Source organism: Nonlabens sp. (assembly GCF_965657255.1).
In the GTDB taxonomy this organism is placed as follows: Bacteria; Bacteroidota; Bacteroidia; order Flavobacteriales; family Flavobacteriaceae; genus Nonlabens.
Genome location: NZ_CBFHNM010000007.1, coordinates 92,661 through 106,685, shown reverse-complemented (window position 1 = coordinate 106,685; position 14,025 = coordinate 92,661). Strand labels below are relative to the sequence as shown.

General features: G+C 34.9%; 10 protein-coding genes and 1 pseudogene. 7 read left to right on the top strand and 4 right to left on the bottom strand.

From position 1 onward, the window contains the following. Positions 1-29: 29 nt before the first annotated feature. A complete protein-coding gene (locus ACTF54_RS09545; RefSeq protein WP_438969228.1) occupies positions 30-1,064 on the bottom strand; it encodes a rod shape-determining protein in 1,035 nt (344 codons plus the stop codon). A 54-nt stretch (positions 1,065-1,118) separates the two neighbouring features. Then, entirely contained in the window at positions 1,119-2,666 is a 1,548-nt protein-coding gene (purH, locus tag ACTF54_RS09540; RefSeq protein WP_438969227.1) for a bifunctional phosphoribosylaminoimidazolecarboxamide formyltransferase/IMP cyclohydrolase, read from the bottom strand. 282 nt (positions 2,667-2,948) lie between these two features. Here purH and ACTF54_RS09535 point away from each other — a divergent pair, with 282 nt between their 5' ends. Continuing rightward, positions 2,949-5,891, top strand: coding sequence for a S8 family serine peptidase (locus ACTF54_RS09535; RefSeq protein ID WP_438969226.1), 2,943 nt, complete (start codon positions 2,949-2,951; stop codon positions 5,889-5,891). A gap of 94 nt (positions 5,892-5,985) precedes the next feature. Here the strand turns inward: ACTF54_RS09535 and ACTF54_RS09530 are convergent, their stop codons facing one another. Both ACTF54_RS09530 and ACTF54_RS09525 read right to left on the bottom strand, forming a co-directional pair. Further along, a complete protein-coding gene (locus ACTF54_RS09530; RefSeq protein WP_438969225.1) occupies positions 5,986-7,338 on the bottom strand; it encodes a UDP-N-acetylmuramate--L-alanine ligase in 1,353 nt (450 codons plus the stop codon). A gap of 54 nt (positions 7,339-7,392) precedes the next feature. Further along, complete coding sequence (locus ACTF54_RS09525) at positions 7,393-8,139, bottom strand: tetratricopeptide repeat protein (protein ID WP_347196903.1); 747 nt, start codon at positions 8,137-8,139, stop codon at positions 7,393-7,395. Between the two features lie 120 nt (positions 8,140-8,259). Between ACTF54_RS09525 and ACTF54_RS09520 the strand changes: the two genes are divergently transcribed. From ACTF54_RS09520 to ACTF54_RS09495, 6 genes and pseudogenes are all read left to right on the top strand, one after another. Then, positions 8,260-8,748, top strand: coding sequence for a hypothetical protein (locus tag ACTF54_RS09520; RefSeq protein ID WP_438969224.1), 489 nt, complete (start codon positions 8,260-8,262; stop codon positions 8,746-8,748). 870 nt (positions 8,749-9,618) lie between these two features. Next, positions 9,619-9,822 (top strand): annotated as a pseudogene (locus ACTF54_RS09515) (hypothetical protein); the annotation flags it as partial. Positions 9,823-10,013: 191 nt separating this feature from the next. Then, the gene (locus ACTF54_RS09510) at positions 10,014-10,889 is read left to right on the top strand and encodes a geranylgeranylglycerol-phosphate geranylgeranyltransferase (protein ID WP_438969223.1); all 876 of its coding nucleotides are present in this window, start codon (positions 10,014-10,016) and stop codon (positions 10,887-10,889) included. 4 nt (positions 10,890-10,893) lie between these two features. Beyond that, positions 10,894-12,090, top strand: coding sequence for a TlpA family protein disulfide reductase (locus ACTF54_RS09505; RefSeq protein WP_347196899.1), 1,197 nt, complete (start codon positions 10,894-10,896; stop codon positions 12,088-12,090). After that, the gene (locus tag ACTF54_RS09500) at positions 12,083-13,039 is read left to right on the top strand and encodes a carbon-nitrogen hydrolase family protein (RefSeq protein WP_347196898.1); all 957 of its coding nucleotides are present in this window, start codon (positions 12,083-12,085) and stop codon (positions 13,037-13,039) included. Before ACTF54_RS09505 ends, ACTF54_RS09500 begins: the two co-directional genes overlap by 8 nt. 9 nt (positions 13,040-13,048) lie before the next feature. Further along, complete coding sequence (locus tag ACTF54_RS09495) at positions 13,049-13,972, top strand: GYDIA family GHMP kinase (protein WP_347196897.1); 924 nt, start codon at positions 13,049-13,051, stop codon at positions 13,970-13,972. Positions 13,973-14,025 lie beyond the last annotated feature (53 nt).

Sequence of the window (14,025 nt, the reverse complement as noted above, 5' to 3'; positions counted from 1 at the left end):
TCTTTACGTCAATAAGTTAAGGGTAATATTTAGTATTTATTAGCAAGTACGCTTTTGTACTTATCTAAGTTTTTAAGTGTAAGTCCTGTACCACGCACAACAGCTCTTAATGGATCTTCGGCAATGTAAACAGGTAAATCTGTTTTTTGAGAAAGACGTTTATCGAGTCCACGTAACATAGAACCACCACCTGCAAGATAAATTCCTGTATTGTAAATATCTGCCGCTAGTTCTGGCGGTGTTTGAGATAAAGTTTCCATCACCGCGTCTTCCACACGTAAAATTGATTTATCCAAAGCCTTAGCAATCTCACGATAACCTATTTTTACTTCTTTAGGTTTTCCTGTTAAAAGGTCACGACCTTGAACGCTCATTTCTTCTGGCGGCACTTCCAGATCTTCTGTCGCTGCACCAATTTGTATTTTTATTTTCTCAGCAGTACGCTCACCAATATATAAATTGTGTTGTGTGCGCATGTAGTAAATAATATCGTTTGTAAAAACATCACCAGCAATTTTAACCGATTTATCACAAACAATTCCACCCAAAGCGATAACTGCAATCTCAGTGGTTCCACCACCTATATCAACAATCATGTTTCCTTTAGGTTGCATAATATCTACACCTATACCTATCGCAGCAGCCATAGGCTCATGAATAAGGTAGACTTCTTTGCCATTTACCCTTTCCGCGCTATCTCTTACAGCACGCATTTCTACCTCAGTAATTCCAGACGGAATACAAATAACCATACGTAAAGAAGGGGCAAACCACTTTTTCTTTAAGGCAGGAATTTCTTTGATAAACATGGAAATCATTTTCTCACTTGCGTCAAAATCTGCAATTACACCATCTTTCAAAGGTCTAATAGTCTTGATGTTTTCATGAGTTTTTCCTTGCATCATTGCAGCTTCTTTACCTACGGCAATAATTTTACCAGTAGTTCTGTCTCGTGCAACAATAGATGGACTGTCTACAACGACTTTGCCATTGTGAACAATAAGAGTGTTTGCCGTACCTAGGTCAATGGCAATATCTTCTGTAAGGAAATCAAAAAATCCCATAAATAAGGAGTAGAAAAGTGTTAATAATTAGGGTATTGCAAAGTTACCACAATTCTAGTGTTTAAAGTGTCTAGTTCCAGTGAAAACCATAGTAATATTATTTTTATTACAATAATCAATAGAAAGTTCATCCTTTATAGAGCCACCAGGCTGTATCACAGCCTTAACTCCTGCATTATCAGCAATTTCAACACAGTCTGGAAAAGGGAAAAAGGCATCACTAGCCATTACTGCTCCATTCAAATCAAATTTAAATGATTGAGCCTTATGGATTGCTTGATTAAGAGCGTCTACTCTAGAAGTTTGACCAGTACCACTTGCGCATAGTTGTTTGTTTTTTGCTAGAACAATAGTGTTTGATTTAGTGTGCTTACAAAGTTTAGAAGCAAATAGTAGGTCTTCTATTTGTTTATCTGTAGGAGTTAATTCAGTAGCTGTTTTAAGATCTTCTTTTTGATCTGTTTTTAAATTTGGATCTTGAACTAAATAACCATTAAGAGAGGCACGTACTTCTAATTGATTATGGTCTCGCTTTCGCGAAAGCGCACCGTTAACAAGCTCTAAAAGAATTCTGTTTTTCTTTCCTTTTAAAATTTCTAAGGCATCGCTAGCAAAGGAAGGAGCAATAACTACCTCGCAAAATAATTTATGAATTTCGGTTGCAGTCGCCGCATCAATCTCTGTATTAGAAATTAATACACCACCAAATGCTGAAACAGGATCTCCAGCAAGAGCGTCTATGTAAGCTTGCTGGATAGTGTCTCTTTGAGCAACACCGCAAGCATTATTATGTTTAAAAACTCCAAATGTAGGAGCCTCATTTTCAAACTCACTCATCAAATTTACAGCTGCGTCCACGTCTAACAAATTATTGTAAGAAAGGGCTTTTCCATGATGTTTTAAAAACATATCATCAAAGTTACCATAAAACCAACCGCGTTGATGAGGATTCTCTCCATAACGCAATGGCATAACGTGTGGTTCACTTAACTTCAATGCTTTCGTTTCAGAGTCACCAGCAAAATAATTATAAATCGCGCTATCATAATGTGACGAAATATTAAAACAGGTAGCGGCAAATTCTTTACGTTGTTCTAAAGTTGTTGTCCCATGGCCTGCTTCTAGAACTTGTAATAATTTAGTGTAATCATTTACAGTTCCTACACATAGAGTGTCCTTGTAGTTTTTTGCTCCAGCGCGTATCAAAGAAATTCCGCCGATGTCTATTTTTTCAATAATATCCTGTTCTGCAGCATCGCTAGCAACCGTTTTTTCAAAAGGATATAAATCAACAATTACAATATCTATTTGTGGTATGTCAAATTCTTCAAGTTGAGAAACATCACCATCATGATCACGTCTATTTAAAATACCTCCAAAAACTTTGGGGTGTAAGGTCTTTACTCGACCGCCCAATATAGATGGGTAGGATGTTACCTCTTCAACTGGAACTACATCAATTCCTAAATCTTTTATGAATTTTTCAGTTCCTCCAGTAGAATAAATCGTGATACCTAGCTCACTCATTTTTTGAACGATAGGATCTAGTCCTTCTTTACTAAAAACAGAAATTAAGGCGCTTTTTGCTTTGATGTTGCTCATGTTTGTATGGTTATGTTCGGAAAAGTGCAAAAGTAATTAATAGAATTGGTTAAACTTTTTTAGATGATGTAATTAATTACAATTTTTATGTACTAAGTATCCGTATTAGATTAAATCATTTGTTGGATTTATAAATAGAAATGAATTTAAAAGCTTAAACGATATAGGTTTCAACGATTTTTTTTACCATTTATCATATAATTGTCAACAATAACTTAATGTTTATATCATAAGACACGCAATGATTCCATATTTTAGCCAAGATTAATAAATACTTTATCTATGAAAACGAAAATAACTTTGTTAACTATATTATTATGTAGTTTTTTTGCTAGTAGCCAGAATGCAAAAGAGAGAGCTGATATTATAAAATTCAATAACCAAGCTGAGCTTCAAAAGCTTATTGTTGAGTTCAATTCTAAGTACGCTAAGGATCAAGACAATGTTTTAAAGTATTCTAGAATTAATAATGTTCCGATTTTTTTAAAGAATGAAAACGGCTCTTTTGATCAATTGATGAGAATTACTGATGATGGTATGCCTGTTTACTTTAGCGTTGATAACGTAGATTCTGCAAACAGTACAAGGGCAAACCGATTACATAACGGTGGTTCTTTAGGGCTAAATATAGAAGGTCAAGGAATGACGGCGTATGTTTGGGATGGAGGCCCTACTAGAGTAAATCACAATGAATTTGTTCAAGCAGGTGTAGGAAGAGCAATAGTTGGTGACGGTGCTAGTGCCTTGAATGGTAATAGTTTTCATGCGACGCATGTAAGCGGTACAATAGCAGCCTCTGGTTTTAATCCTGATGCAAAAGGGATGGCACCAAAAGCAGAAGTTTTAACTAATACTTGGGATAACGATTCAGCAGAAATGGCCTCGGCTGCTGCAAATGGTGCTCTTATCTCTAATCATTCTTATGGAATTCGATTGTCCAGTGTAGCTGGCTTTCCTGGATTTGCTGGAAAATATACTGATGGAGCTCGTGAAGTAGATCAAATTGCCTTTAATGCACCATATTTTTTGCCAGTATATTCTGCTGGTAACGATGGTCAGGACAACACATCAAATGGTTCTCCAGTAGGCGGTAGTCCAGGTTTTGATAAATTAACTGGAGATAAAGTAGCTAAAAATACAATGGTTGTTGCAAATGCACAAGATGCATCAATTAATACGGATGGCTCATTAAATTCTGTTGCTATAAATTCGGGTTCCAGTCAAGGGCCTACAGATGATTTAAGAATTAAGCCAGATATTACTGGTAACGGTACCCAGGTGTTTTCTACGTTTGATAGTTCTGAAAGTGCTTACGGCACAATATCTGGAACATCTATGTCTTCTCCTAATGTTGCTGGCTCTCTTCTTTTATTGCAACAATATTACAATCAGAAAAACGGAGTTTTCATGAGGTCTGCTACTTTAAAGGGATTAGCGCTTCATACAGCAGATGATGTTGGCAGTAATGGTCCAGATCCAGTTTGGGGTTGGGGATTAATGAATACAATGAAAGCCGCTCAAACAATTACTGATAATAGGCTGAAGACAAGAATTGTTGAACTAGATCTTAATGATGGAGGCTCTTACACAATTGATGTAGAGGCTAATGCTTTAGAAGATTTAGTTGCCTCAATCAGTTGGACGGACGTTCCTGGTCAGGTTAATAATAATGCAGCAAATGATCCAACACCAGCTTTAGTGAACGATTTAGATATACGTATTACCCAAAACGGCACTACTTTTGAACCTTGGAGATTAGGGTCTAATTTTACGGCTGCTACTGGTGATAATACTGTGGATAATTATGAAAGAATTGATATACCTGCTGCATCAGGAACCTATACTATAACCGTAACTCATAAAGGTTCCTTATTTGGAGGAAGTCAAAAATTTAGTTTAATTGTTACTGGAGAAGATAACAACTTTGCTATCAACTCTACTATAAATACATTAGAGGTTTGTAATGATCAAACTGGCGTGATGCCAATTGATTTTGTCTCTAAGTCTAACTTTAATGATCCTGTAACTTTATCCATAGCAAATTTACCAGCTGCGATCACTGCTGTATTTGGTAGTTCTACATTTACAGCTTCTGGAAATACAACTTTAAATTTTAGTAATTTGAATGCAGTTAATGATGGTGTTTACCCTATCTCCATTATCGCATCTTCTTCTTCAGAAACTAAAACGATAGAATTGTTCTTAAGAGTTATGAGTGATAATTTCTCTACAATTAATACCATATTTCCTACAGACCAATTATCTGGTGTAAATACATCTGCAGTGCTAAGATGGCAACCTGATCTAAATGCACAAACTTACAAAGTAGAAATAGCTACAAACCCTATGTTTGGAAGACCTTTTGTGTCAGAATTTATAAATACATCAGTTTATGCTGTTGATCCATCTATACTTATGGCAAATACAACTTATTACTGGAGAGTACAGCCTGTTAATGATTGTGGTATTGGTGTTTTTAAAGAAAACTCTTTTACTACTTTTCAATGTAATGAGATAAATGCTAGTTTACCTTCACCTATAAGTTTACCTGATAATAATACTACTGGAATTCAGAGCTCAATCGCCGTAAATGAGGCAAATAATATAGTAATTGGTAAAGTAACTGTTCAAGTTAGCAGTATACATGAATATTCAGGTGATCTAAATATTACCTTGACATCACCTTCAGGAACAGTGGTAGCTTTAACTAGCCCTAATGGTTGTGCAACTGCTAACCTTGATGTGGTATTTAATGATGATGGTGGTGATTTTGTATGTAATACAACAGTCGGTCAGCCTGGATATACCGGTGTTATTGCTCCTGTTGGTGATCTTTCTAACTTTAATGGAGAAACTATTAATGGAACATGGACCCTTAATGTTAGTGATAGAGGTCCAGCAGATCTAGGAACCCTAAACAACTGGAAAATTAATTTTTGTGAAGTTCCAGCGGTGTTGAGTAATGAAATCATTGAAGATTTAGATTTTGCTATCTATCCTAATCCATCAAATGGACTCTTTACAGTTAGTAGTTCTAATGATTTAGATGGTGATGCTACAATAAATGTAGTAGACCTTAACGGTAGAGTAGTATTTACTAAAGACATTCAAAATGCTTCTAGATTAAATGAAACTATAGATGTTCAGAACTTAACTAGCGGTTTGTACTTATTACAAATCCAAAGCGGTACCTCTAGAACAGTTAAAAAGATCATAATTCAATAATCCTATAATTGATTCATAACAAAAAATGCGATCCAAAAGATCGCATTTTTTTGCTTTATAGACAACCAGAAAGGCCGTCGTATTTTAATTAATCTTAAACCAAACTTTTCAACTCTTCAAAATCAAGACCGCCATAATTACCGCTGCTCATCAATAGTAGTGAACTGTTATTTAATGATTGTTTGAATAGCCATTCTTTGAATTCCTTTGGATCTGTCATTACAATTAAATCATCGCGATCAAAAGCTTCTAGAATCTGCTCTTTTGAAACAGGAGCAAGTTTTTTAATCTCTACTGCATTCGGACTATAAAAAACCACTGCTGTAGTTGCAGTGTCTAGTGCGTTCTTATATTGAACTAAAAACTCTGGATTAAGACTGGAATAGGTATGTAATTCTAGGCACGCGATAATATGGCGCTTTTCATATTGCATGGTAACAGCTGCAGTAGTCGCCGCCACTTTACTAGGTGAATGCGCAAAATCTTTATAGATAACAGCAGTTTTACTTTCTGCTATTTTTTCAAGACGTTTAGACGCTCCTTTAAAAGTTGCAATTGCTTCATAGAAATCATCTTCATCGATTCCCATGTGTTGACACATCCATTTTGCACCGGCTAGATTACTTAAATTGTGCTCGCCAAAAATCTCTATAGGCATATCTCCTTCTGGAGTATCTAAATACGTAGTTCCATCTATAATTTGATGCTGTGGAACGGTATAACCGTGTTTTCTAGTTGGCTTTGTAGCTGCTTCAGCAATTTGCTTTACTACTGCGTCATCTTCATTGTACACAAGGATGCTACCATTTTTCATCAACTCTACAAACTGCTCAAACTGACTTAAGTAATTTTCCCAAGTAGGAAAAACGTTGATGTGATCCCAGGCAACCCCAGAGATTAAAGCAATATTAGGTTGATATAAATGAAATTTAGGACGTCTGTCGATAGGACTAGAAAGATACTCATCGCCTTCTAAAACCATAAATTCATTCTCATTAGTAAGATGTACCATGGTATCAAAACCTTCTAATTGCGCACCTACCATATAATCGACCTCTTTTTCATGATAATGCATCACGTGTAATATCATAGAAGTAATAGTTGTTTTTCCATGAGAACCGCCTATAACGACACGTGTTTTATTTTTGGATTGCTCGTATAAATATTCAGGATAAGAAAAAATAGTTAATCCTAACTCTTGCGCTTTTAATAATTCAGGATTATCTTTTTTGGCATGCATACCTAATATAACCGCATCCAGATCTGAGGTTATTTTTTCTGGATACCAACCAAATGTTTCTGGAAGTAATCCGTATTTGTGTAATCTAGACTTACTAGGTTCAAAAATAGTGTCATCACTACCAGTGACCTGATCACCTTTATGATGTAAAGCAAGAGCAAGATTGTGCATGGCGCTGCCGCCTATCGCGATAAAGTGTACGCGCATAAGATGTGTTTTTTGATCGATTGTAAAATTATGGAATAAAAATCGCTTACATCGCTATTTAACTCGTGTTTCTAAAATAGCTATGTCTTTGGAAAGCTGTAAGTCGCTATATTTAGCTCTAGCACGTTTAAGAACTTCTAGCGCTTTTTTATTATTCTTCAATTTTTCTTGATACACTCCAGCAAGCTTGCGATAGGTAAGGAGTGATCCTCCAGTTTTGATCGCTTTTTCATAAGAAATGACCGCATCATCATATTCTTTTTGATATTCGTCTATAAAACCATGAGCCAGATGTCCATCAACTGGAGATATTTTTAATAATTCGTCTGCATAGGATCTACTTGTCTTTATAGAGCCGCCTACTATACCTGGTAATTCGCAATAAATTTGAGATAAAGCATGTCTGGTTTCTATATGATTCGGATCTAATTCTGCAGCTTTTTTTAGATGCCTTTTGATATCATCTAGCATTCCTAAAGCTTTTAATTTAGAGACTGTTTTTGCATAAAGTCCCATAGCACCGCCATATTTAAAATTGTAATTAGCGTTATAAGGTTGGGTATTCAGTAATTTTTTGTAAAAACCCATTGCTTCTTCATAGTTCTTTTTGTGCCCTGCGATGTCTCCCATACGTTCGACAACTTTAAGGTTCTCATTGTCTTGTTCGTATAACTTTATAAAAGCATCAAGAGCCTTATCGTATTTTTCTTCTTGGTATAATTGTTCCGCTTTCGCGAAAGCGGACTGACCATAAACCATCGTGCCACTTAAAAACAATAATGCGATACATATATTTCTCATAACGTAAAAATATCAAAAAGCAAACCAAAAGTGAGTTGACTCAGTGAAAAGATGCATTTACTCATTACTGTTTTATAAAACATTGTTTTACACGTACCTTTAAGTCAAATACCAGTTCAAATGAAAAATTGCATACTACTTATATCTATATTACTAGCTAGCTGCTTTTATACAAATGCCCAAGATTTTTATGTCAAAAAATGGCAACAAGTGGAAAAGCTAGAAGTAGAGAATAAAGTAGAAGATGCTCAAACAATCATCAAACAGATTTATAAACATGCCAAACGTAAAAAGGATCACGACCAGCTGGTAAAATCTTTTCTCTTCAGAGCAAAATTTAATTTAATCAAAGAAGAAAACGGACAAGAAAAAGTCCTAGCCGAATTAGACGAGTTAATCGATAAAGCAAAATTCCCAAAGAAAAACGTCTATCATTCTATCTATGCAAAATTATTAGGCGATTATGTCCATCAAAATAGATGGAATTTACAACGTCGCACTGCTGGTGGCGAGATGTATCAAAATGATTTTAAATCTTGGGACATAAAAAAGTTCTACAGCGTTGTTTCTGGCCATCATCAAGCCGCTTTGAAAAACAGTAAAAAATAGGGAACTATTCCAGTTGGCGATTATGCGGCTATTTTAGGAGCGCGACCTCTAGGGAGAGAACTGCGACCTACTTTGCTGGATTTATTATCTCCCGAGGCTCTGGACTTTTATAAAAAAGGCTACTACAATAGTACAAAGCCCATAGAAACGTATACCATAACAGAAAAAAATGCTTTTCTATCGACTCAAGAATTACAGAATTTAAAACGGCCTGCTGGCGATACTATTTTTTCTAAATATGATGTGCTCCAATTATATGCCGCCTTAGAGCAATTACATCAGTCTAAAAAAGATGCTGGCGCTTATGTAAGTATATTGTTAGAACGCCTGGATTATGAAAAAAACTTTTTAGGTCAATCAAAAGATTTATCAAGATACGTTGCTTATCACAACCTGCTTTTAGAAACATATAAGGATCAAGCAGTAAGTACATTAGTCAGTTATAGTCTGGCAGATTATCATTATCAATTGAGTTTACAACGAGATGAAAAAACCAGACAAAAAGATAGAGATAAAGCGATTGAAATTGCTAAAAAAGCTGTTAATCAATTTCCAGAATCGTATGGAACAGTGAAATGTCTGTCACTTCTTTCTACTATTTATCGTCCTTCATTAAGTATTCAACATCAAAACAATATTATTCCTAAAGAGTTACACCGTGGTGTTATAACCTATCGTAATGTAGATAATGCAAGCATTTATTTTATTAAAGTACCTTATGACTTTGATAGAATCACATCTAACAGTGATTCTATATTCAAAGCAAATTTAAAAGCTGCACAAACTGAAAATAGAATTGCTTTTTCTAAAGAGATAAATCTTAAATCTTCAGAAGATACATTTGAACATACCTATGAGTTTGAACCAGGTGGATTAGGCTACTATCAAAGTACCAAAGATGTTGCTACGCACTTCTTTTTTGATAATGTTTCTAAAGGAACCTATGTTTTTGAGTATGAAGTAAGAGCAAATAATGCTGGTAACTTTTCAAACGGTATTACTACTTTAGAAAGCATGTATGCACCAGAGTTTTCAAGTCATAGTGCTGGTGATCGAGTACTGATTAAGGAGTAAGTTCTTTTTCTATTCTTTTCATCTATTTGTTAAGTTGCTTAATGAGTTTCATTTGATAATAGAACAACCTTATAACCTCTTCTTAAATAAAGGCGATTGTGAAACCTATGTGTTAAATTAGCTCTGTGAATGCAGACGAAACATATTCATTGAAAACCAAAAGCAACTTCAAAACTTTTTTAGTAAAGGCTTTGAGTCTTTTTTCTAGTGTACGATTGTATAATGTAACTATAGTCGCTATTGCTCAATTGCTAGCTGCTATTTTTATCATCGCACCAGAGCTTACTGTAAAAACTATTTTACTGGATTATAGATTGTGGTTAATTATTATAGCTTCTAGCGCTGCTATTGCAGGCGGCTATATAATCAATAATTTTTACGATCGAGAAAAGGATTTGATCAATCGACCTCAAAAAACATTGTTGGAAAATAAGGTGAGTAGGTCTACTTTATGGTCGGTTTATTTCACGGTTAATGGGATCGCTTTTGTTCTAGGAAGTATTGTATCATGGCGCGCAGGATTGTTTTTTGCGTTTTATATTTTTGCGATGTGGTTGTATTCTCATAAACTTAAAAGAATTCTATTTGCAGGTAATTTGATGGCAGCGTTACTCGCGGTAACTCCGTTTTTTGTGCTGTTTATGTATTACAAAAACTTTTATCCGGTCATTTTAGTTCACGGTGGTTTTCTATTTTTGATTTTAGGAATGAGAGAATTAGTTAAAGACCTAGAAAATTTACGTGGTGATCTCGCTCAAAATTATAGAACTATTCCGGTAGTTTTAGGAGAAAAAGTGAGTAAGCAGTTTTATACTTTTTTAACCCTATTGACCATAATACCTATTGCTGTTTTGATTCAGTTTTTTGACATTGGTTTTATGAAATACTATTTTGCATTGATTGCTGGTGCACTTTTAGTTTGTTTACCATTGATATGGTCTTCCAGAAGAAAGAGAGAATATTTACTGATTCATTTTATTTTAAAAATGATTATTGCTGTGGGCGTGTTCTCCATTTTGTTAATAGACTTACCAGTTATTTTAGAACGTCTGAAAACCTTAATTTAAAATTATGAAGTATTATTTTTTAGTTATTTCGTTTTTAGTTTCATTGAATTGTTTTGGTCAGTTAAATATATCTGTGGGAGAAGAAGCTCCTGAAATTATGATTACCGAATGGGTTCAAAATGAACCAGAAAACCCAAATTTATCTAATCAATTTATCGTTATAGACTTTTGGGCAACATGGTGTGCTCCATGCATTGCTTCTGTACCGCATATGAATGATTTGGTTGATAAATACCAAGATCAAGCTACTTTTATTTCTTTAAGTAACGAAGAAACCAGCAAAGTAAAAAGAACAGTGGAGCGTATAGAGTTTAAAAGTGCTGTTGCAAGCGATACTTCTTTAGAGACTAGTAAGGCGTATGGTAAACCAGATTCTGATTATACAGAGTTACCTATGATTGTTTTGATTGATAATAAGAATATCATTCAGTGGATAGGTACACCGCGATTTCTCACAGAAGAAATTATGGATCAATTTATAAATGGAACCTTAAAAGGTGAAAACTCTATAGAAGAGATTCAAGAAAAAGAAGAAATGGAAGAAATGCAAGCAGATGCAATTTCTGACAGTTTTAATTCTTTTATGGAATGGTATAAATTTGTTGAAAAAACAGAACAGAAGTACATCGATATTTCTGAATCTAAGTTTAAGGATCCTATGAGTATAGAAGCGCCAGATATGTTTGCTTCTAATTCTATAAGTTTACATAAGGTTCTTTCTAAAGCTTGGAAAATGAGTGAAAGAGATATAAAGCTGCCTAAAAAGTTAGGAAGCAAAAAATATCAAGTAATGTATCGCAATACAGATCCAGTTATTACTTACCGTGAAGATTTTGCAAATGAAATTCTTAAGAAATTAAATCTAAAAGTAAACTCTGTTCCATTTGAAAAAGAGGGCATTGCGATAGAATTAGATAATGTAGAAACGCTAGATAAAACAATAGAAGATAAGTATAGTTCGTTTTCTGAATCCAGTGGCACATTCTTATTTAAGAGAACGACTATTAAAGATTTTCTAGATAAAATAGCAGAATACAGCGATCTTCATCTTTTTTATTCTTTTTCTGACAAGGAATTCTATGATTTTACAATAGATGCTTCTAACGATAAAAAGCTGATTAAAAGTCTAGAATCTTACGGCTTTAAAACAATGAAAACGACTCAAATAGTAGAAAATAAAATAATCACCTTTAATGAATAATTCAAAAATAAAAGTGGCTCTTGCTCAAATCTCACCGGTCTGGTTGGATAAAACAGCGACATTAGAAAAGATCCTGTCGGCATTGAAAGATGCTGTTCAGGAAAATGCAGAGCTCGTTGTCTTTGGAGAAGGATTATTGCCAGGTTATCCGTTTTGGTTAGCTCTTACGGATGGCGCTGCTTGGAATAAAAAAGAGGTAAAAGAATTGCACAGACACTATGCATTGAATGCTATTTGTATAGAAAAAGGAGAGCTAGATGCGGTGTGCGCTTTCGCGAAAGCGGAAAAAATATCCATCTATTTAGGAGTTATAGAACGACCAGAAGATAGAGGTGGACACAGCTTATATGCCAGCATGGTGTATATCGACCAGAATGGAGTCATTCAAAGTGTACATCGTAAATTACAACCTACATACGATGAGCGATTGACCTGGTCACCAGGAGATGGAAATGGTTTAGAAACGCATAAATTAAAGGATTTTACTGTGAGTGGTTTGAATTGTTGGGAGAACTGGATGCCATTACCACGCGCTGCTATGTATGCACAAGGAACTAATTTACACGTGGCTTGCTGGCCAGGTAGTGATCACAATACAAAAGACATCACTAGATTTATAGCAAGAGAAGGGCGCTGCTATGTGCTGTCTGTTTCTAGCACAATGTTTAAAACTGACTTTCCTGCAAATACGCCATATATTGATGAAATTTTGAAGAATGCACCTGACGTATTAACTAACGGCGGTAGTTGTATCGCAGGACCAGATGGAGAATGGATAATTGAACCACAAATAGGGAAAGAAGAAATTATCTACGCAACACTAGATTTTAATAGAGTCTTAGAGGAACATCAAAATTTTGATGTGGTAGGTCATTATTCTCGTCCAGATGTAACGCAATTGCACGTTAATAGAGAAAGACAAAGTACAGTCAAGTTTGTTAAAGAATAAAGTTTTAAAATGAATCTTAGTTTGAAAGATACTATGAAATTCACTGCACACGGCAAGTTTTTGATTACAGGAGAATATGCTGTGCTAAATAATGTTCCTGCGCTAGCCATACCGTTAAAATTGAATCAATATCTGGAGATAACACCTCGAGACGATCAAGAAATCACGTGGAAAAGCTATAATAGTGATGGTCACTTGTGGTATCAAGTGATGACTAATGTTAACGACTTATACTCTGATTGTATTAATTGTGATAATCCAGTTACGTTTAAATTAAGTGAAATTCTAAATACGGCTCTTCATCTCACTTCAAATACTTCATTACGTGGTTTTGATGCAGTAATGACTTTGGATTTTGACCGTCATTCTGGTATGGGAACTAGTTCTACTTTAATTTCTTGTGTTGCGCAGTGGTTGGGATGCGATCCGTATCAATTACAGTTCAAATGTTTTGGCGGTAGTGGTTATGATGTAGCATGTGCAACAGCTCAAAAACCAGTTATTTATAATTACAATAATGCAGAACCTACAATAGAGGAAGTTCATTTTTCTCCAGCAATAAAAGATCAAATCTTCTTTGTATACCTTAACCGTAAGCAAGATAGTCGTGATTCTATCGCACAGTTTAATAAAGAGCTGCTTACAGAGGATATCAGAATGGAATTGAGTAATATGCCACAAACATTTATTAATGCTTCTATTGATCTTGTTTCTTATAATCAAGTTATTGAAAGGCATGAGGTGCTTATATCTACTTTAATAGGTGTAGAGCCTATAAAAAAACAGCTCTTTGATGATTATAGAGGTGCGATCAAATCTTTAGGCGGTTGGGGCGGCGATTTTGTAATGGCAACAGGAGATCAAACAGATCGGGAGTACTTTTTAAAGAAAGGTTATGATACGATTTATGGATGGGATGATGTGGTTCTATAATTTGTAATATTTAAATCAAAACTAGTATCTACTAAACACAAAAACGCCGCTCA

What these genes read in the sequence shown, in the direction of transcription:
- ACTF54_RS09520 (WP_438969224.1), top strand. Translation starts at nt 8,260, where the DNA reads ATGAAAAATTGCATACTACTTATATCTATATTACTAGCTAGCTGCTTT.
- ACTF54_RS09505 (WP_347196899.1), top strand. Translation starts at nt 10,894, where the DNA reads ATGAAGTATTATTTTTTAGTTATTTCGTTTTTAGTTTCATTGAATTGT.
- ACTF54_RS09530 (WP_438969225.1), bottom strand. Translation starts at nt 7,338, where the DNA reads ATGCGCGTACACTTTATCGCGATAGGCGGCAGCGCCATGCACAATCTT.
- ACTF54_RS09495 (WP_347196897.1), top strand. Translation starts at nt 13,049, where the DNA reads ATGAATCTTAGTTTGAAAGATACTATGAAATTCACTGCACACGGCAAG.
- ACTF54_RS09535 (WP_438969226.1), top strand. Translation starts at nt 2,949, where the DNA reads ATGAAAACGAAAATAACTTTGTTAACTATATTATTATGTAGTTTTTTT.
- ACTF54_RS09500 (WP_347196898.1), top strand. Translation starts at nt 12,083, where the DNA reads ATGAATAATTCAAAAATAAAAGTGGCTCTTGCTCAAATCTCACCGGTC.
- ACTF54_RS09525 (WP_347196903.1), bottom strand. Translation starts at nt 8,139, where the DNA reads ATGAGAAATATATGTATCGCATTATTGTTTTTAAGTGGCACGATGGTT.
- ACTF54_RS09545 (WP_438969228.1), bottom strand. Translation starts at nt 1,064, where the DNA reads ATGGGATTTTTTGATTTCCTTACAGAAGATATTGCCATTGACCTAGGT.
- purH (WP_438969227.1), bottom strand. Translation starts at nt 2,666, where the DNA reads ATGAGCAACATCAAAGCAAAAAGCGCCTTAATTTCTGTTTTTAGTAAA.